Raw genomic sequence first — 17758 nt, forward strand, 5'->3', positions numbered from 1 at the left:
GGGGGTGCCGGAAAAAAGGGCGGGCCGCATCGTGTGGGCCCGCCCGAGTTGAGCGCCCGGGCCGCAGGAGCGGCGGCCCGAAGCACCGGGACAACCCTATTGATAGATACCGACGTTGTTTCCGTTGCCGATCTGCGTGTTACCGGAGGAATTGTTTGCGCCGTTCTGATAGACCGACATCTGGTTCCCGTTGCCGTCGATCATGCCGTCGAAGGTGTTCGATCCGATCTGGTGAACACGAAACGCGTTGTTGTTCCCGTCGACATCGAGATCGGCGACATTGCCGCCCGGAAGGGTCGCGTTCTGGCGGATGACCCCGGCCATCTGGACCGTGCCCGGAGGTGCGGCGGCCATTTCGGCCATCGAGCCGGACGTGAAGCCGAACGCTGCGCCATTGTTATCGCCCTCGATGGTCAGATAGGCTTCGTTGTTATCCTGCGTCTGGTGGATAAACGCGCGGTTGTCGTCGCTTGCGCCGCCGATGATCTGCGCATCGGCGAGGTTGTTGTTACCGATCTGGCGGATACCGAGGCCATTGAACCAGCCATCGATCGAGGCGACGACGATGGTGTTGTCGTTGCCGCGTTGCCGCGTCGCGAGATCGTTGAAATTGCCGGTGATCTGCAGCGTTCCGACCGTGTTGCGCATACCACGCTGTATGGTTCCGAACTCGTTGCCGTTGCCCGAGACATCGATCGTCGCGCTGTTGTCGCCGGTCGTCAGGCCGCTGCCTCCCACCGCCTGGATGAAGACACCCGGTTGGACGGAGCCTACGCTGTCCGCGCCGACGCCGCCGTACCAGATACTGTGATCATTGTTGTTGCTGCCGCTGATATTGATGTCGAGCGTGTTGACGGTTCCGGTTCCGGAATCGGTGTCCTGCCAGATCTCGTTGATCGTGTTTGTTGTGCCGGTCATCATGACGGTGGCATCGTTGCGCCCGGCAGAAGATTTGTACTGGTACACGGAGGTCAGCTCATGGTTGCCGCCGCCGCCCTGCGTGATGTCGAGCGTGTTCTGCGTGCTGATCGCTCCGGCACTCGATTCCGCGTGCTGGACGATCGAGTCGATATTGTTGTCATCCGAGCTTTGCAGCACGGTTGCATCGTTCTGCCGCATCGCGGACCCGAGGCTGGAGCTGGAGATTTGCTGGACACCGTCAGCCGCGACGGTGGCGTTCGAGCCGAGGCCAAGGGTGTTGTCGTCACCCGATTGCGTCACGAACAGATCGTTGCTGTCGCCCGATTGCGTCAGCGGCATCGAAAGGTTGCCAGCCGTGTTCCCGTCGCCCGTCTGCCAGACGCCGGCCGAGTTCCAGTCACCGGTCTGCAGGGTCTCCGTTATGTTCTGTGCTGCGGCGGCGGTAAGGGAAAGGCCGAGCGCCGTGCTGGACATCAGGATGATTTTAGCGAAAGTCATAATTATCTCCCATCACTTAAATATAGTGTCGATAAGCGACGCAATCGGTCTGTGCTGCGCCGTTTCTCAACAGAGCTGCAGGCAAAGATCTTCAATTGGCTGGCCACGATGCCATCCCGGTAAAATGCCGATAAGTGACTTGGGACCGTGCTGGCGATGCCAGTGAAAAAACAGTCCGGCGTCTGGTTTGGCTGAATACTCAAAAATCTAAAAGACGATAAATCTCCGTCCCACAAACTCACTTATAAAAGGTTAATCCGAAATTATCAAATGATTCCTTTAATCCGCCTTCTTCTTGACACAATCGCATCGAGGCGAACAGGCTGTTCACAAAGCCGGCGGTAATAGGTTGAGTATGCGGTATCTTGGCAACCCTTGAGGCGAGTCGTAAAATCGCAACAGGTTGATCGACGGAAACCGTCCCGGTGCCGTGCTTGAGCGAGAAGCTTTGACCTTCACCCCGTGGCGTGCAGCATGATCCTTAACAGTTCCTTTACAGTATCATTGATTTCCCAGATTTTTCTTAGACCGAGGAGAGTATCATGAGAGCATTTCAGCTCGTAGTGACCACAGGTCTCGTCTTCATTGCCGTGCCGCTGACGGCGCAGGATCTGACCTATCAGCCTATCAACCCGTCCTTTGGCGGAAGCCCCCTGAACTCGTCGCATCTCCAGGCGATCGCGAGTGCGCAGCGCATGGCCACGGCACGCGACGCGCCGGTTGCCACGGATGCCACGGCGGGAGGTGCCGAGCAGACCGAGGCGGACCGTTTTGTCAGCCAGCTGCAGTCGCGCCTCTTTTCCGATCTGTCGCGACAGGTCTCGGAGGCGATCTTCGGCGACGGCGCACAGGATAACGGCCTCATCACATTCGGCGATACCACCGTGCAATTCGACCGCACCACGCAGGCGATCACCCTCATCATCACCGACAACCTGGCCGGAACGGTGACGGAGATCGTCGTTCCGCAACTCGTCGTGAACTGATGCGCGGCGCGACAAGGCACGATGCCAAGGACATGAAAGGATCGACCGCGATGCCCATTGAACGCCCCAGACCCGGGTTCCGCCGCAGGTTCGCCGCCGCCGTGGGCCTCATGCTGCTTGCGGGCTGTGCCCAGCTCGACAAGCCGCTGATCGGCCCGTATCCCGCCTCGGTAAGCCGGATCACCGAACAGAATTATGCGCTACGCCTTTTGCCCGCGCCCAAGAGCCGCATTACCGTCGGCGTCTACGACTTCCCCGACCTGACGGGGCAATACCGCGAAGCCGAGAACTTCCAGACGCTCTCGCGCGCGGTGACACAAGGCGGCGCCCCTCTTTTGATCGAAGCGCTGCAGGATGCGGGCGAGGGCCGCTGGTTCTCGGTCCTTGACCGCTCCGATCTCGACAGCATGTTGCGCGAGCGGCAGATCGCCACCGAGATGCGCCGGCTTTACAGGGGCGAAACCCTGCCCGACCCGAATGCCATCCGGCCGCTGCGCCATGCCGGCATCCTGATCCAGGGTGGCATCGTCGGTTACGACAGCAACCTGCAGACCGGCGGCTTCGGGGCCCGCTACCTTGGAATCGGCGGCGATACGAAATGGAAGCTGGACGTCGTGACGGTGAGCCTGCGGGCGGTGTCGAGCGGATCGGGAGAGGTTCTGGCGAGCGTCATGATCGAGAAGCCGATCGCCTCCACCTCGCTGCGTGGCGGAGTGTTCCGCTATATCGCGCTCGATGAGTTGCTCGAGATCGAAAGCGGCGTTGCGGTCAACGAATCCAAACAGCTCGCGGTGCGCATGGCGGTCGACAAGGCCGTCTACAGCCTGATCCTGTCGGGGGCGGAGCGGGGCATCTGGTCCTTCTCGGATCCCGCGCGCGGCCGCACCCTCGTCGACGGCTTCCGCGCCGAACGCTACCGGGGCACCGATCTGAAGCGTCGCGGGCTGACCGTGCGCCCGCCCGATACGCTCGATGCCGCGCGCGTCGTCGAGACGCGTCCACGCCGCGCGCAAGCCACGACGGTCCGCAGGGTCTCCTCACCCGCCCAAAGCCGCACGCCCGCGCGCGAGACGGTGCCCGTGCCGCCGCCCGCCGATCCGGGGGAAGTGATCAGCAGGGCAGCGGGCGCGCCGATCTGACACGAGGGTATCTGGCGGAGGTAGCGAATAGCGCCCCCGCCGGATGCATTTTGATTCGCGCCCCGGTGATGGTATGATCGCCACGATTCTTTAAGATTTTATTTTATATTCATGGGAGATGGTCGATGGCCCACCGGATTTTGCGGAGGCTCCTTCTGAGCACCGGAATCGCCCTTGCCGCCGGAAGCGGTGCGGCGAATGCGCAATCGCTCGGCGGTAACCTGCTCTTTCTCATCCAGGAAGGCGCGGGCGGCAGCACCGGCGGCAACACGTTGACCCTCGATCAGTCGAACGCGCTCGGCACACGCCTCGCAGGATCGGAGGATGGTCTTCTTCCGGCGCTGCAGAGCGGTGGTGGCAACACGGCCGATGTTCTCATGGAAGGGGCCGACGGCCGCCTGTCACTGTCGCAGGTCAACACCGGCGGCGCGCTCGGGCGGGGCAACGAGGCCTTCGCGGTGATCGGCGGTGCCAGCATCGGCGAGCTCATCCAGTCGGGACAGGGCAATGTCGCCGACCTGACCATATTCTCGGTGCCGGGACTTCTGCCCGGCAGCGGGCGCATCGAGCAGGAGGGATCGAGCAATATCGCATCGCTGCGCGTCGAGGGAGCAGGGGCGTCGGGCCAGATCTCCCAGATGGGGGATGCGAATATCATGACGCTGGAAGTCGAGGGTGCGGGAACCTCCGGCACGGTGATCCAGACCGGGAACGGCAATGGAACCACCGGCACGGTGCGGGTGATCTCCAACGGCGAGACCGTGCGCATCGTGCAGCGCGGGTTCTGAGCGATGCACAGGGTTCGCAAAGGCTTCACCACCCTCGCCGCCGCGCTGATCGGAGGCGCCGCGGCCGCGGGCGAGACGCAGGGATTGGCCCCCCTGATCATCTTCGATCACTCCGACGGGATGTTGTCGATCGAAGCGGTGGTCGAGGGGTGGCATGAAACCCCGATCACCGCCGCCTTCACCTTCGAGCGGCAAGACGGTTCGGGGCGGATGAGAACCCGGCAGAGCCGGGAAATCGATCTTTCGGCGGGAGGGCGGGAGATCGTTGCCACGACACGGGTTTCGGTCACGCCGCAGGCATGGGGGTCGGCCCGCCTCGTCCTTCTGGAGAACGGGGAAGAGGTCGGGCGGCTCGAACGGGAATTCGGGGAGCGCATGCAATGAGGATGACGGTCGAAGCAGGGAACGGGGGGGCACTGCTCGCCGCCTTGATCGCGGGGCTTGCCACGGCGCCGCAAGCCGGAGCGCAGAGCGCACAGGAGTTCATCGCGGCGCTTTCGGGAAGCTGGTATGCCTTCGATCCCGCCTATTCGAGCGGCGACGGTCCGTGCAGGATCGATCTCGCACCCGAGCCGGGGGCCGACGGGCAATACACCGCCATGCCGGAGGGATGCGCGGACATTTTCGCCGCCGCGGAAAGCTGGAGCATCGATAACGCCAATCTCATGCTGGCGGATGCGCAGGGCCGGACCCTCGCGCAGCTTGGCGGCAACCAGGCACGGATCACCGGATTGGCCAGTCAAAGCGGCCGCGGCGTCATCCTCGAGCGTGCCGAGGGGGATGCCCATGCGCAATTCCTGTCGAATGCCTTGCGCCGCCATACATGCTTCTATTTGGGGACGAGCGCCGAATGCAGTGACACGCAGGACCGCGATCGGCCGGTATTCGATGATGACGGCACCGCACAGGTGGAGTTGTCGGTGAACCTGACCGCCTATAGCCAACCCCGGCGTGGCAGCGCGAGCCTCGGTGTCATATCGCAAGGAAACTGCGTCATCGTGGACCAGTGTCTCGCTGCCTCGGACGGGCTGTGGTGCCGGGCACGCTTCGGCGAGACCGAGGCATGGCTTGGCAAGGCGGCGGTGCGGCAGGCCGAATGGCCGATCGTGACCTATGTCAACGGTTGCACGGCACCGCCCGGCGCGGCGGCCCCCGATACAAGTCCGCCCGAGAGCGGCTGATCGCGTTATCTCGCGGGACGGGGGGGCTTGTCGCTCCGCCCCCCGCATGCCGCTCCGTCAGTTGCGCGGAAGACGTTTCGCTGCAATGTAGTAGAGGGTGTAGCCGGTCAGGTCCGCGATCGGATCCGACAGATCGAAGCTCACGGTTTCCGTCTCGCCCGGCCGGCGCAGCGCGATGAGGGTGGCGCCCCGCTTGCGCAGTCGCCGGATCCACCCCTGCAGATCGGTGGCCGCGCTTCCACCCGGACGGATCTGCATGGAGTGCAGCGTGGCGTTGCGGCTGGCCGATGACAGGTCGGCAAGCACGGCGGAGGCACCCGGATCCACCATGGCCCGGCTAACCAGTTCGACGGAGGTCGAAGAAACGCATTCGATCTGTGCCACGTGATGATCGAGCAGTTGCGCCTTTTCGCGATCCTCGAAATAGGCCACGACATGGCCCTTCGGCTCCAGCGCGCCCACCGCGAGACCCGCCGCGAGACATTCATCGTCGTTCCCGGGCATGATCACGACATGCGCGGCCCCCTTGATTCCCGCCCGTTCCAGATCACGCAGGCTCGAGAGGCTGTTGGCGTGCACCGAGGTGAACGCGCTGCGGCCGCGCGGCGCATTGGCCCCCGCGGCGATGACGATCACGTCCTTGCCCGCGTGATGCATCCGCGTCTCGCGCAGGAGCCGTTCCGTATCGCCGGGTATGTAGCCGACGATCACCACATGGCCGTAACGGTCCGTGAAATCCCCAAGCCCGTTCATGATCGTCTGTACTCCCTCTTGGATTGCGATGAAGACCCGTCCGAGGAGGAACGAGGCAAAGATGGCGATGGCGCCGGGCACCACGAAAAGCGCGGTGAAAATCGCACCCCACCGGGTGCCGGGGCTGAGATCGCCGTATCCCACGGTCGATCCGGTCACCACATAGAAGTAGAGATAACGGGCCCAGTTCTGCGTCAGCTCGGTTTCGCCCAGCAAGAACAGCCCGACATAGGAGATGGACACATGAAGTGTCGTCAGCACGAGCGCCGCGCGCCAGCTGAGCCGTGCCAGGTCCTGCAGCATCTTGCGTGCGAGGCGGGCAAACCCTCCCGGCATCTTGTTATAGAAATTCATGGCAACCGTTACTTATTGGGGCCGTGCGGCAGCCGGCAGCCATGTTGGTGCCTTGCAGGGGCGGATCTTGCAAGCCCCCAAAAAGGGGGTTGCGGGCGGTTCGGGGCCATGCGCGCATGATGGGTGTGCCATTGCTGGAGGACATCGCGATGATCAAGGCCGCCGCCATCCTGCTGAGCTGTCAACTGGTCGGAACCGCCGTGTCGCGGGCCTTCGGCCTGGCCGTTCCCGGACCGGTTCTGGGGCTTTTGGCCCTGCTGGCCCTTCTGGCGCTGCGGCCCGGGCTGGCCGGACGGATCGCGGCACCGTCACATGCGCTTTTGGCGAACATGTCGCTGCTTTTCGTGCCCGCCGGGGTCGGCGCTATCGACCATTTCGACAGTTTCGGAAGCGACGGTCCGGCGCTGCTCACGGCGCTTGTGCTGAGCACGATCCTGGCCATTCTCGCGGGCGTCGGCGCGTTCCTCCTCGTCGCGCGGATGATCGGGCATCGCGATGAATGATCCGGTGATCCTGTGGAGCTACCTGGCCGAGGAGCCCTTGCTCTGGCTCGCCGTGACGCTTCTGGCCTATGTGCTGGCGGACCATGTATCCGAGCGCGCGCGCCGTCATCCCCTGGCCAATCCTGTCCTGATCGCCGTCATCGTGATCGGCGCGGTGCTGCACGTGAGCGGCACGCCCTACAGGGTCTATTTCGAAGGGGCGCAATTCGTCCACTTCCTGCTCGGTCCCGCGACGGTCGCGCTTGCGGTGCCCCTTTTCGAGAATCTCGGCACCGTGCGGCGGGCGGTCTTTCCGATGCTCGCGGCCCTGTTGGCCGGCTCGCTGACCGCGATTCTCTCGGCCCTCGGGATCGCGTGGGCCCTGGGCGTGCGCGGGGATCTGCTGCTCTCGCTCGCACCCAAATCAACCACCGCGCCGGTGGCGCTCGGCGTGGCCGAGGCCATCGGCGGCATCCCCTCGCTTACCGCGGTTCTCGTGATCGTGACCGGGGTGATCGGCGCCATTGTCGCCACGCCGATGCTCAATGCCCTGGGCATCAGGGATTGGCGCGCCAGGGGGTTCGCGGTCGGCGTGGCCGCGCATGGCATCGGCACGGCGCATGCATTCCGAATCCACGGCACGGCGGGCGCGTTCTCTGGGATCGGGATGGGAATGAACGCGGTCCTGACAGCGGTGATCGTTCCCGTGATCGTCGCGTTCTTTTTCTGATATGAAAATTACATAATGCTGATTATGAGGATAAGCAGTTCGCAGGAAGGCGCCGGTACTGTCAGGTTTTCGGCCGCAGCGTATCCGATGGCGCGCCACGCCGGGTATCGGTGCGCTGAGACGACGCTTCTTGCGGCACGGGCCCCTCGCCGCTCCAGATCTTGCGCTCGCGCAGCATCGCGTTCGACACGGTAATCAGGTGACGTTCCATCGCCCCGGCCGCCGCGGCCGAGCGCCTTTCGGAGATGTGCGTGACGAGTTCCTCGTGCTGGCGTCCCAGCTCCGCCAGCCGCTCGGGTGTCATCGTGGCGCGGCGACGGCTTGTCCATTGCGCATGACGGCGCACCGAGCGGATCGATTGATGGATCGTGAGAAAGAGGGGATTATGAGCCAGTTCGGCGATCTTGAAGTGAAAGATATCGTCGGCGGTCTCGTAACTGCGGACATCCTGCGCCCGCAAGGTCGCGCCCATGAGCCGGCGCAGAAGTTGCAGCTCTTCGGCGCTGGCACGTTGCGCGGCGAGCGCGGCGAGCGCCGGCTCGACTTCCAGCCGCACCTCCATGACGTTCTGCGGCGTGACCTGGCGCGCGAGCGTCCGCACGGCACCGGCGGCGGGTGGCGGCGCGGCGAAGGTCCCCTGCCCCTGGCGCCGGAAAATACCGCCCTCGGCCTCGATCACGTCGAGCAGCCGGCGCAGCCGAGTGCGCCCGACACCCATCCGTTCGGCGAGCTGCCGCTCGGGAAGGACGCGCCCGTTCGCCAGCAATGTCCCGTCGCGCAGCCCGTCACGCAGCCCGGCGAGCAGCTCGGCCTCCTCGGGCTCGCCGCTCACCAGCCCATGGCCTTGGCGAGGTCCCAGAACATGCGCGCCGAGGTGATCGCGAGGAACAGCCCGAATGCCAGTCTGAGCGCACGCTGGGGGATCGTATGGGCGATCCGTACACCGACCCGCGCGAAGGTCGTCGTCAGGGGAATGATCACGGCAACCGCCACGAGATTGATGTAGCCTACCGAGAATGGCGGCAGCCCTTCCGCGTCCAGCCCGGTCAAAAGGTAGATGATCGCGCCGGGGAGCCCGATGATGAAGCCGATCGCCGCCGATGTACCGACCGCCCGCCGGATGTCGTATCCGAGAAAATTGAGCAGCGGCACGCAGACCGTCCCCCCCCCGATCCCCATCATCGACGATACGGCCCCCGCGAAGACGCCGAAGCCCGCCCAGACCGGCTTCGAGAAACTGCGCGGCGCCGCGCCGTCGCCCGGACGGCGCAGGATCATGTCGGCGGCCACCACCGCCGCAACGATCGCGAAGACCGCGATGAGGATGCGCCCGTCGATCAGCCCGCCGGTGAAGCTCCCCAGGACGACACCGACGAGGATCGACGGCGCCCAGAGCTTGAGCAGCGCGGTATCGATGGCGCCGCGCCTGTAATGACCGCGCGCCGAGGACAGCGAGGTGAAGACGATCGTCGCCAGGGAGGTGCCGACCGAAAGCTGCATGGTCAGTCCGGGCTCCATCCCGGTGAAGGACAGGGCGAAATAAAGAGCGGGAACGATGACGATGCCGCCCCCAACGCCCAGAAGGCCCGCAAGGATGCCGCCCGCGACGCCGGCAGAGACGGCGATGGCAAGAAGCGTCGCGATCGTGCCGAAATCCATGCGTTCAGGTCTCCGTGCTGGTGGCGCGCGATTGCGAGGGGCGTCCCGCGGCGATGCGCCGCTCCTCGGCATCGGCTATGGCGCGGTCGATCGGTCCGCGATCCACGATGCCCGAGAAATTCGCAGCGGTGGGCATGGCCTCGGCGACATGGAGGTAGCGCTCGCCCGCCACGTCGAGCAGTCGGCGCAGCTCGGCGAGTGGATCGGCATCGTCATCGACCCTGAGCGAGAGGTAGGCGTAATCCTCGCCCCTGTGGATCGTCAGGCCCGCCGCCTGCCGGCCGCGCTTGTCGCCGCCCGCCGCCTCGCCGGCCTCCATCGCCGCAAGAAGGCGCTCGGCCATCGAGCCCTGCGCCCCGGCATAGGCATCGAAGCAGGCCCGCACGACCTCGGGCCCGGTCAACATGTTGCCGGCAACCGAATGCCGCTCGCCGACGAGGTGGCCCGCCCAATCGATGCAGTCGGCCCCCGTATGGGCGGTGAAGCGGCCCTGCGCGTCCATCATGTGGCACTGCCGCGCGGCGCGTCCCTCGTCGCGGGCGACGAGATCGGCGAGCACGTCCTCGGCGCTTTCCCCGCCGGCCAGCCGCGCACGCCCCTGGCTGCCCCAGAGCGGGTTGACGAAGGCTTGGGTGGCGACGGCGCAGCGCGCGCCGACATAGGGCACTGCCCCGCCGCAGGCGAAGAAGCGCGAGGCGACGGCGATCCCGATCTCGCCCGTGGCCCGGTCATGTGCAATGATCGAATAGGTCATCCTTCAGCGCCCCACCGCATATGCCTGCATCAGGCGCGGCGTCGCCGCCGCACGCAACATGCCGTCCGGCTCGCGCAGCGCGGCCGTCAGGCGTCCCACGGACCATGGCTCGGCCACCGTCACCTCGTGGCCGCGCGCACGCAGCGCGGAAATCGTCTCCTCGCCCGCCGATGGCTCGATCATCATCTCGCCCGGCTTGACCGCGCGCGGATAGAACGATCCCTGGAAATGCATCGAGTGGAACAAGGGCGCGTCCATCCCCTCCTGTAGGTCGAGCCCGTGATGCACGAAGCGCAGGAACCAGACAAGCTGCCACTGGTCCTGCTGATCGCCGCCGGGCGTGCCGAAGACCAGTGCGCGCCCATCCTTCTCGGCCAGGGTCGGTGTCAGGGTGGTGCGCGGACGACGCCCCGGCGCCAGCGATGTCGGAAGCCCCTCGTCGAGCCAGAACATCTGTGCGCGGCTGTTGAGCGGAAAGCCAAGTCCGGGGATCACCGGTGAGCTTTGCAGCCAGCCGCCAGAGGGGGTCGCGGCGACCATGTTGCCCCAGCGGTCGATCACGTCGAGATGCACCGTGTCACCGCGCTTCTCGCTCAGATGGGCCATCGTCGGCTCTTGCGGCGGCGCGTCGGGATTGATGTCGAACTGGCGGCCGGCGCGTTCGATCGCGGCATCGGCCAGTCGCTCGAAGCCGTCGATGCGGCCGGGCCGCTGCTCGGTCGATGCCCGTTCGCCGATCAGCGCCGCACGATCGCGCCCGTAATCATCGGACAGAAGCCGGTCGAGCGGGATCTCGGAATGGTCCGGATCGCCGTAATAGGCCTCGCGGTCGGCATAGGCCAGTTTCATCGCCTCGATGACGGTATGGGTGAACTCGGCCCCGTTCGGATCCATCGCGGCCAGGTCGAAGTTCTTGAGGATCGAGAGCGCCTGCAGCAAGACGGGCCCTTGCCCCCAAGGCCCGGTCTTGTGCACGGTCCAGCCGTGATACTCCGCCGAGACCGGCGGCTCGCTGCGTGCGCGCCAGCCGGCCATGTCCTCGCGGCTCAGGACGGCGCGGTTGCGCCCGCCGGACACGTCATGCACCTCCGCATCGGCGAGGTAGGCACTGACCGCTTCGGCGACGAAGCCTTCGGCCCATTCGGTGCGGGCCGCGTCGATGCGGGCCTCTCGCGTGTCGCCGCCGCTTTCGGCAAGGCGCTGGTATGTCGCGGCGAGATCGGGATTGCGGAAAAGCTCGTGCGCTTCGGGTGCCCGGCCCTCCGGCGCCCAGACCGCCGCGGATGTCGGCCACTCGTCCTGGAAATAACGCACGAGCCCCTGCATCGTCGCCGCGACGCGCGGCAGGACCGGATGGCCGTCGCGGGCATAGGCGATCGCGGGCGCCATCACGTCGGCAAGCTCCATCGTGCCATGATCGCGCAGCATCAGCATCCAGCCGTCGAAGGCGCCGGGGATCACCGTCGCGAGCAATCCGGTGCCGGGGATCAGTTCGAGCCCCTGCGCGCGGTAATGCTCGATCGTGGCCCCCGCCGGGGCCGGACCTTGCGCACAGAGCACCTCGACCTGCCCGGTCTTGGCCGATCGGTAGATCGCCGGCATGTCCCCCGCCGGCCCGTTCAGGTGCGGCTCGACGATCTGCAGCACGAGCCCGGTTGCCACGGCGGCGTCGAAGGCGTTGCCCCCGCGCTCGAGGATGCCCATGCCCACGGCGCTCGCGATCCAGTGGGTCGAGGTGACGGTGCCGAAAGTGCCGCGGATCTCGGGGCGGGTGGTGAAGCCTGTCATGGTCTCTCTTTCGAAGGTCAGTGTTCGCGCGGGTCGAGCGCATCGCGCAGCCCGTCGCCCAGAAGGTTGAAGCCAAGAACGACCAGGAAGATCGCGATGCCCGGCCAGAGCGCCATCCAGGGCGCCTGGCTCAGGAAGTTCTTGGCGGTATTGAGCATCGAGCCCCATGAGGGCGCCGGCGGCTGCTGGCCGAGCCCGAGAAAGGAGAGCGAGGCCTCGGCGATGATCGCGGTGGCGATAGTCAGCGTCGCCTGCACGAGGACGGGAGGCAGGATGTTGGGAAAGATGTAGCGGGTGAGGATGCGGTGCGTCGGCAGGCCGGTCGCATGCGCGCCCTCGACATAATCCTCGGCCTTGACCGAGATCACCTGCCCGCGCGTCAGGCGGATGAAGATCGGCGTAGCCGAAAGGCCGATGGCGATCATCGCGTTTCCGAGCGAGGGGCCCAGGAAGGCGGCGAGCGCGATCGCGAGGATCAGGAAGGGCGCCGCCAGCAACGCCTCGGTGCAGCGCGAGATCACGCTGTCGGTCCAGCCGCCGAAATATCCCGCGAGAATGCCGAGCGGGACGCCCGCGAGAAGGGCGATCCCCACCGAGACGACGCCGGCCATCAGCGAGGCGCGCGCGCCCCAGACAAGGCGCGAAAGCACGTCGCGTCCGATCTCGTCGGTGCCGAAGGGGTGTGCTGCCGAAGGCGCCTTGCGCACGGCGCCCCAATCGGTCGCAACCGGATCGGGGATCGGCAGGATCGGCGCCATAAGTGCCATCAAGATGAAAAAGCCGACGAGGAAGCCGCCGAGCATCGCGGATTTGTGGCTCCTGAACTTCTTCCACACGCGGTTCTCGGGGCGGGCCGAGAGGACGGGATCGGCGGCGCTTTGCGGGTCGATGGTTTGCGGTGTCGCGGGCTGGGCCATCACTGTTTCCTCAGGCGCGGGTTCAGGACGAAATAGGCGGCATCGGCGAGGATGTTCATCACGATGAACCCGACGGCGGTGACCAGAACGATCCCCTGCACCACCGCGTAGTCACGGTTGAAAACCGCATCGACGACCAGTTTGCCGAAGCCCGGAATGGTGAAGATCTGCTCGGTCAGCACGGCGCCCGCGACCAGTTCGCCAAAGAGCAGCGCGGTCAGCGTGACGATCGGTGTGAGGGCGTTGCGGAAGGCGTGCTTGAGGATCACGCGCCGCTCGGCGAGACCCTTGGCGCGGGCGGTGCGCACGTAATCGGATTTCAGCACCCCCAGCATCGCCGAGCGCGTGTGCCGCATCAATGTCGCCGCGAGCGCCGTGCCAAGGACGAAGGCCGGCATGATCATCGTGGTGATCGAGCGGGAGAAATCCTCGCTCAGGGGCACGTAGCCGGACGCCGGCAGGAGCCGCCATTTCACCGCGACGAGCAGGATCAGCATGATCCCGAGCCAGAAATTGGGAATGGAGAGACCAGACAGCGCGACCACGTTGGCGATGTAATCGGTGACGGTGCCCTTCTTGACCGCCGAGAGGATCCCGGCGGGAATACCGATCACCAGCGCGAAGATCAGTGCCATGACCGCGAGCTGGATCGTCACGGGAAGCTTCTCCCCGATCAGTTCGGTCACCGGCTGGTTGGTCCTGAGCGATATGCCCAGATCGCCGGTCAGGACCCCCTTGATCCAGTTGAGATACTGCACCGGGATCGGATCGTTGAGACGGTATTTCTCGCGCAGGAACTCGATCACCTCGGGATCGCGCTCCTCGCCCGCCATGGCGAGTATCGGATCACCGGGGAGCAGTTTTTGCAGTCCGAAGACGAAGATCGAGATCAGGATCACGGTCGGGATCGCGATCACGATCCGCCGCAGGAGAAAGCTGAGCATCTGCACTGCTCCGAAAGGGGAGGGTGGGTGCGGGCCGCCGAAAATCGGGATCTTCGGCGGCGCGCTAATCGGATCACTCGGACTTGGTGACGCCCTCGAGACGGATCATGCCGTCGGGATAAGGCGTGAAGCCCTCGATCTCGTCGGCAAGGCCCCAGATCCAGGTCTGGTGATAGAGGTAGATGATCGGCAGTTCCTCGACGAGGATGTCGCGCGCCGCATCATAGCTTTCCTTGCGCTTGTCGGTATCGGTGACGACCCGCGCCTCGTCGAGAAGGCGGTCGACCTCCTCGTTCGAGAACTTGGAATCGTTGATGCCGCCATCGGTGGTCATGAACTGGTGGATGTTGCCGTCGGGATCGACGCGGCCCGACCAGCCCACCTGGCTCGCCGTGTAATCGCCGGCGCTCTGATCGGCGAGCATCGTGGCGAATTCCTTGGAGGTCAGCGTGATGTTGATCCCCGCCTCGGCGGCCATCGACTGGATCACCTGCATGACCTGCATGGGCACCGGCGAATTGGGCACCTGCACCTCGAGGTCGATGCCGTCCTCGTATCCAGCCTCGGCCAGAAGGGCACGCGCCTTCTCGACATCGCGTGCCGGGCTCTCGTGATCCTTGTCATACCAGGGCGAGTTCGGGGGGAAGGACTGGTTGCCCCCGGCGAAGGCCCCGTTGAACACGACCTGGTTGAGGGCGTCGCGGTCGATTGCCGCCTCGAGCGCCTGGCGCAGCCGCTTGTCATTGCCCCAGGGGTTGTCGCCGCGCTCGCCATTGTCGAGGTTGAACGTGATCCCCTGGTATCCGAGGGAGACGGCGCTCTCGACCTTGATGCTCGGATCGCTCTCGGCCTGCTCCAGATCGGTGGCGGCGAGCCGGTCGATGATGTCCACGTCGCCCGATTGCAGGTTGGCCAGGCGCACGGTGGTATCGGGGATCGGAAGATAGGTGACGGTGTCGAAATTGATCTCTTCGGCGTTCCAGTAATCGTCGAACTTGCTCAGGACGATGCGGTCCTGCGCCACGCGCTCGTCGAACTTGAACGGGCCCGAGCAGACGGGATTGAGCCCGAAATCGGCCCCGGCTTCCTCGGCGGCGGTGGGCGAGACCATCATTCCCGCGCGGTCGGCGAACTGCGCCAGGAGGGTCGCGTCGGGCTGGCCGAGATCGATGCGGATCTCGTTCGGGCCAAGCACCTCGGTTCCGGTGATCGAGGCGACTTCCGACTTGCGGCGGCTTTCCTCGAGGTTCTGCGAGCGGTCGATATTGGCGGCGACCGCCTCGGCGTCGATGGGGGTGCCGTCATGGAACATGGCCCCCTCGCGCAGCTTCATGGTCAGCTGCGTGCCATCCTCGTTCCAGCTCCACTCGGTGGCGAGCTGCGGGACGATCTCGAGCTCGGGCGTGATGTCCACGAGCTTGTCGCACAGCGCGGTATAGACGATGCGTCCGACGAAGGTGCGCGACTGGTCGGGATCGAGCACGTCCGGATCGGATTGCAGCGCGATGCGCAGATCGGCCGCATGCGCGCTCATCGCGGCGCTGCCGAGCAGGGCAGCGAGCAGGGTGGTTTTTCTCAATGTCATCTTCTGTCCTCTTCCTGTTGCGTCATGTCATTCGCCCCGGCGTTGACCGCCGTTTCGGGTCTGTCGTTGAGCCTGTCTATGGCCGCCTCGTAGAGTGCGAAGCGCGCGGCGGCCTGCGGTTTGCGTTCGTGCGCCGGCGGTGTGCCCGCATCCGGGCGTTCCGCCGCGATCTCTTCCCAGTAATGGCAGGCGGCGTGCTGGCCGCCCGGCCCGGCGGGGCGCAATTCGGGCACACGCTGCGCGCAATCCTCGCGGGCGAAGGGGCAGCGGGTGTGGAACCGACAGCCCGAGGGCGGGTTCGCCGGGCTCGGCGTCTCGCCGGACAGGGCAAGGCGCGTGCGGGCACGGCCATGCACGGGCTCGGGGATCGCCGAGAGGAGCGCCATCGTGTAGGGGTGCCGGGGATGGGCGAAGATGTCGTCCGTGGTTCCGGTCTCGACGATCTGGCCCAGATACATCACCGCGACCCGGTCGCTCATATGGCGGATCACCGCGAGGTCATGCGCGATAATGACCAGCGTCATGTCGAACTCGGCCTTCAGATCGTGCAGCAGATTCACCACCTGCGCCTGCACGCTGACATCGAGCGCAGAGACCGGCTCGTCCCCGATCACGAGGCGCGGACGCGAGGCCAGTGCGCGGGCAATGCCGATGCGCTGGCGCTGGCCGCCCGAGAATTCGTGCGGATAGCGATCGGCATGTTCGGGGCGCAGGCCGACGATGCCCAGAAGGCGCGCGACCTCCTCGCGGCGCTCCTCGCGACCCATCTGGGGATGATGCGTCTCGAGCGGCTCCGCCACCAGCCGTCCGACGCTCATCCGCGGATTGAGCGAGGAGAACGGATCCTGGAAGATGAACTGCATCTCGCGGCGCAGATCCCGCAGGTCCCGGCCCTTCAGGTCCGAGATATCCCGCCCGTCGAAATCGATCCGTCCATCCGTCGGCTCCAGAAGCCGCATCAGCAGCCGCGCGAGGGTGGACTTGCCACAGCCCGACTCGCCGACGATGGCAAAGGTCTCGCCGCGCCGGACGTCAAGCGTGACACCGTCGACGGCGCGCACCGTGGATTGCCTGGCGAACATGCCGCCACCGGTGCGGAAATGCTTGCGCAGCCCTGTCGCCCTGAGGATCACGTCGCTCATGCCCGGCGCTCCTGCATCGTCTCGAGGGGGGCGAAATGGCAGGCGACCTGATGATCCGCACCACCGATGGGGGCGAGCGGCGGGCGCTCGGCGCAGATCGGCGCGGCAAAGGGGCAGCGGCTCGAGAACCGGCAGCCGGGCGGCATCTGCCCGATGGACGGAACCGTTCCCGGAACGGTCGAGAGCCGGCGGTGCGGTCCGGTCAGGCTCGGCACCGAGGACATCAGCCCGATCGTGTAGGGATGCTGCGGATCGTCGAAGATCGCCTGCACGGAGCCGTATTCGACCACCTGCCCCGCATACATCACCGCCACGTTGGTCGCGATCTCGGCGACCACGCCAAGGTCGTGGGTGATCATGATCGTGCCCATGCCCGTCTCGGTCTGCAGCTCGGCGATCAAATCGAGGATCTGCGCCTGCACCGTCACGTCGAGCGCGGTCGTCGGCTCGTCGGCGATCAGCACCTCGGGATCGTTGGCGAGCGCCATGGCGATCATGACCCTCTGGCGCATTCCGCCGGACAACTGATGGGGGTATTCGTCCAGACGCTGCTCCGGCGCGGGAATGCCTACCCGGCGCAGCATCTCGAGCGCGCGGGCCCGGGCCGCCTCGGTTCCGCAACGGCGATGCCGCTCGACTGCCTCCGCGATCTGGTCGCCAATCCTGAAGGCGGGATTGAGCGAGGTCATCGGCTCCTGGAAGATCATCGCCATGCGGTCGCCGCGCATCGACGCGATCCGACCCGCGTCCTCGATGCCATAGCTGTCCCCGTCGAAGGTAACGCGGCCACCGCCGAAGCGCACCGCATCCGAAGGCAAGAGCCCCATCAGCGCGAGTGCCGTCACGCTCTTCCCGCAGCCCGACTCGCCCACGATGCACAGCGTCTCGTTGCGCCCGAGCGCGAAGGAGAGGTTCTGCACCACGTCTTGGTCATGACCCCGGAACCGGAAGCTGAGATCCTCGACAGCAAGAAGCGGTGTCGTCATGCGTGCGTTCCCATCAAACCTTTGACCGAACCAATCCGTTATTGGTGGATCATCGAGAATGGTCTGGCAAGCCTGCATGGCGCGCCAAACGCAACTTTCGTACAAATGCCGAGAAATAGGGCAATAAACTGTGGGGAACGACTCCGGATCG

At 65.6% G+C, this 17758-nt stretch carries 18 protein-coding genes; 7 read left to right on the forward strand and 11 right to left on the reverse strand.

The features are described from left to right. Nucleotides 1-96 precede the first annotated feature (96 nt). Nucleotides 97-1395 (reverse strand): hypothetical protein, encoded by a 1299-nt coding sequence (locus PMES_RS08055; protein ID WP_159965189.1) that lies wholly within the window; start codon nucleotides 1393-1395, stop codon nucleotides 97-99. 566 nt (nucleotides 1396-1961) lie between these two features. On the opposite strand from PMES_RS08055, the gene PMES_RS08060 reads away from it, so the two are divergent. The 5 genes from PMES_RS08060 to PMES_RS08080 all read left to right on the forward strand — a co-directional run bounded on the left by PMES_RS08060 (nucleotide 1962) and on the right by PMES_RS08080 (nucleotide 5513). Then, complete coding sequence (locus tag PMES_RS08060) at nucleotides 1962-2405, forward strand: curli assembly protein CsgF (protein WP_159965191.1); 444 nt, start codon at nucleotides 1962-1964, stop codon at nucleotides 2403-2405. 50 nt (nucleotides 2406-2455) lie between these two features. Further along, on the forward strand, nucleotides 2456-3544 hold the full coding sequence (locus PMES_RS08065; RefSeq protein ID WP_159965193.1) for a CsgG/HfaB family protein: 1089 nt from the start codon (nucleotides 2456-2458) through the stop codon (nucleotides 3542-3544). Between the two features lie 125 nt (nucleotides 3545-3669). After that, nucleotides 3670-4332 (forward strand): hypothetical protein, encoded by a 663-nt coding sequence (locus PMES_RS08070; protein ID WP_159965194.1) that lies wholly within the window; start codon nucleotides 3670-3672, stop codon nucleotides 4330-4332. Between the two features lie 3 nt (nucleotides 4333-4335). Next, on the forward strand, nucleotides 4336-4716 hold the full coding sequence (gene csgH, locus PMES_RS08075) for a curli-like amyloid fiber formation chaperone CsgH (protein WP_159965195.1): 381 nt from the start codon (nucleotides 4336-4338) through the stop codon (nucleotides 4714-4716). Then, entirely contained in the window at nucleotides 4713-5513 is an 801-nt protein-coding gene (locus tag PMES_RS08080) for an AprI/Inh family metalloprotease inhibitor (RefSeq protein ID WP_159965196.1), read from the forward strand. Before csgH ends, PMES_RS08080 begins: the two co-directional genes overlap by 4 nt. A gap of 57 nt (nucleotides 5514-5570) precedes the next feature. On the opposite strand, the gene PMES_RS08085 is transcribed toward PMES_RS08080, so the two are convergent. Further along, nucleotides 5571-6620 carry an ion channel gene (locus PMES_RS08085; protein ID WP_159965197.1) on the reverse strand — a complete coding sequence of 350 codons (1050 nt, stop codon included), beginning with the start codon at nucleotides 6618-6620 and terminating at the stop codon, nucleotides 5571-5573. Between the two features lie 149 nt (nucleotides 6621-6769). Here PMES_RS08085 and PMES_RS08090 point away from each other — a divergent pair, with 149 nt between their 5' ends. Both PMES_RS08090 and PMES_RS08095 read left to right on the forward strand, forming a co-directional pair. Next, nucleotides 6770-7123, forward strand: a complete 354-nt coding sequence (locus PMES_RS08090; RefSeq protein WP_159965198.1) for a CidA/LrgA family protein — start codon at nucleotides 6770-6772, stop codon at nucleotides 7121-7123. Continuing rightward, nucleotides 7116-7832 carry an LrgB family protein gene (locus tag PMES_RS08095; RefSeq protein ID WP_159965199.1) on the forward strand — a complete coding sequence of 239 codons (717 nt, stop codon included), beginning with the start codon at nucleotides 7116-7118 and terminating at the stop codon, nucleotides 7830-7832. The genes PMES_RS08090 and PMES_RS08095 overlap by 8 nt, the downstream gene beginning before the upstream one ends. Nucleotides 7833-7893: 61 nt before the next feature. Here the strand turns inward: PMES_RS08095 and PMES_RS08100 are convergent, their stop codons facing one another. The 9 genes from PMES_RS08100 to PMES_RS08140 all read right to left on the reverse strand — a co-directional run bounded on the left by PMES_RS08100 (nucleotide 7894) and on the right by PMES_RS08140 (nucleotide 17607). After that, a complete protein-coding gene (locus tag PMES_RS08100) occupies nucleotides 7894-8664 on the reverse strand; it encodes a FadR/GntR family transcriptional regulator (protein ID WP_236549744.1) in 771 nt (256 codons plus the stop codon). Further along, nucleotides 8661-9491: a sulfite exporter TauE/SafE family protein gene (locus PMES_RS08105; protein WP_159965200.1), complete on the reverse strand. Its 831-nt coding sequence runs from the start codon at nucleotides 9489-9491 to the stop codon at nucleotides 8661-8663. The genes PMES_RS08100 and PMES_RS08105 overlap by 4 nt, the downstream gene beginning before the upstream one ends. A 4-nt stretch (nucleotides 9492-9495) precedes the next feature. Further along, complete coding sequence (locus tag PMES_RS08110; protein ID WP_159965201.1) at nucleotides 9496-10245, reverse strand: DUF1028 domain-containing protein; 750 nt, start codon at nucleotides 10243-10245, stop codon at nucleotides 9496-9498. Between the two features lie 3 nt (nucleotides 10246-10248). Further along, entirely contained in the window at nucleotides 10249-12033 is a 1785-nt protein-coding gene (locus PMES_RS08115) for a gamma-glutamyltransferase family protein (RefSeq protein WP_159965202.1), read from the reverse strand. Nucleotides 12034-12050: 17 nt separating this feature from the next. Further along, nucleotides 12051-12950, reverse strand: coding sequence for an ABC transporter permease (locus PMES_RS08120; protein WP_159965203.1), 900 nt, complete (start codon nucleotides 12948-12950; stop codon nucleotides 12051-12053). Continuing rightward, complete coding sequence (locus PMES_RS08125) at nucleotides 12950-13894, reverse strand: ABC transporter permease (RefSeq protein WP_159965204.1); 945 nt, start codon at nucleotides 13892-13894, stop codon at nucleotides 12950-12952. The genes PMES_RS08120 and PMES_RS08125 overlap by 1 nt, the downstream gene beginning before the upstream one ends. A gap of 73 nt (nucleotides 13895-13967) precedes the next feature. Continuing rightward, a complete protein-coding gene (locus PMES_RS08130; protein WP_159965205.1) occupies nucleotides 13968-15479 on the reverse strand; it encodes an ABC transporter substrate-binding protein in 1512 nt (503 codons plus the stop codon). Further along, nucleotides 15476-16621, reverse strand: a complete 1146-nt coding sequence (locus PMES_RS08135; RefSeq protein WP_159965206.1) for an ABC transporter ATP-binding protein — start codon at nucleotides 16619-16621, stop codon at nucleotides 15476-15478. Before PMES_RS08135 ends, PMES_RS08130 begins: the two co-directional genes overlap by 4 nt. Continuing rightward, on the reverse strand, nucleotides 16618-17607 hold the full coding sequence (locus PMES_RS08140; RefSeq protein ID WP_159965207.1) for an ABC transporter ATP-binding protein: 990 nt from the start codon (nucleotides 17605-17607) through the stop codon (nucleotides 16618-16620). Before PMES_RS08140 ends, PMES_RS08135 begins: the two co-directional genes overlap by 4 nt. Nucleotides 17608-17758: the final 151 nt, after the last annotated feature.

The sequence above is a fragment of the Profundibacterium mesophilum KAUST100406-0324 genome (assembly GCF_009835145.1).
Lineage (GTDB): Bacteria > Pseudomonadota > Alphaproteobacteria > Rhodobacterales > Rhodobacteraceae > Profundibacterium > Profundibacterium mesophilum.

Bases quoted from the DNA above. Each gene is read 5' to 3' on its own strand.
- PMES_RS08135 (WP_159965206.1), bottom strand. From the start codon at position 16,621: ATGAGCGACGTGATCCTCAGGGCGACAGGGCTGCGCAAGCATTTCCGC.
- PMES_RS08065 (WP_159965193.1), top strand. From the start codon at position 2,456: ATGCCCATTGAACGCCCCAGACCCGGGTTCCGCCGCAGGTTCGCCGCC.
- PMES_RS08060 (WP_159965191.1), top strand. From the start codon at position 1,962: ATGAGAGCATTTCAGCTCGTAGTGACCACAGGTCTCGTCTTCATTGCC.
- PMES_RS08110 (WP_159965201.1), bottom strand. From the start codon at position 10,245: ATGACCTATTCGATCATTGCACATGACCGGGCCACGGGCGAGATCGGG.
- PMES_RS08105 (WP_159965200.1), bottom strand. From the start codon at position 9,491: ATGGATTTCGGCACGATCGCGACGCTTCTTGCCATCGCCGTCTCTGCC.
- PMES_RS08085 (WP_159965197.1), bottom strand. From the start codon at position 6,620: ATGAATTTCTATAACAAGATGCCGGGAGGGTTTGCCCGCCTCGCACGC.
- PMES_RS08095 (WP_159965199.1), top strand. From the start codon at position 7,116: ATGAATGATCCGGTGATCCTGTGGAGCTACCTGGCCGAGGAGCCCTTG.
- PMES_RS08140 (WP_159965207.1), bottom strand. From the start codon at position 17,607: ATGACGACACCGCTTCTTGCTGTCGAGGATCTCAGCTTCCGGTTCCGG.
- PMES_RS08070 (WP_159965194.1), top strand. From the start codon at position 3,670: ATGGCCCACCGGATTTTGCGGAGGCTCCTTCTGAGCACCGGAATCGCC.
- PMES_RS08055 (WP_159965189.1), bottom strand. From the start codon at position 1,395: ATGTCCAGCACGGCGCTCGGCCTTTCCCTTACCGCCGCCGCAGCACAG.
- PMES_RS08090 (WP_159965198.1), top strand. From the start codon at position 6,770: ATGATCAAGGCCGCCGCCATCCTGCTGAGCTGTCAACTGGTCGGAACC.
- PMES_RS08125 (WP_159965204.1), bottom strand. From the start codon at position 13,894: ATGCTCAGCTTTCTCCTGCGGCGGATCGTGATCGCGATCCCGACCGTG.
- PMES_RS08120 (WP_159965203.1), bottom strand. From the start codon at position 12,950: ATGGCCCAGCCCGCGACACCGCAAACCATCGACCCGCAAAGCGCCGCC.
- csgH (WP_159965195.1), top strand. From the start codon at position 4,336: ATGCACAGGGTTCGCAAAGGCTTCACCACCCTCGCCGCCGCGCTGATC.
- PMES_RS08115 (WP_159965202.1), bottom strand. From the start codon at position 12,033: ATGACAGGCTTCACCACCCGCCCCGAGATCCGCGGCACTTTCGGCACC.
- PMES_RS08080 (WP_159965196.1), top strand. From the start codon at position 4,713: ATGAGGATGACGGTCGAAGCAGGGAACGGGGGGGCACTGCTCGCCGCC.
- PMES_RS08130 (WP_159965205.1), bottom strand. From the start codon at position 15,479: ATGACATTGAGAAAAACCACCCTGCTCGCTGCCCTGCTCGGCAGCGCC.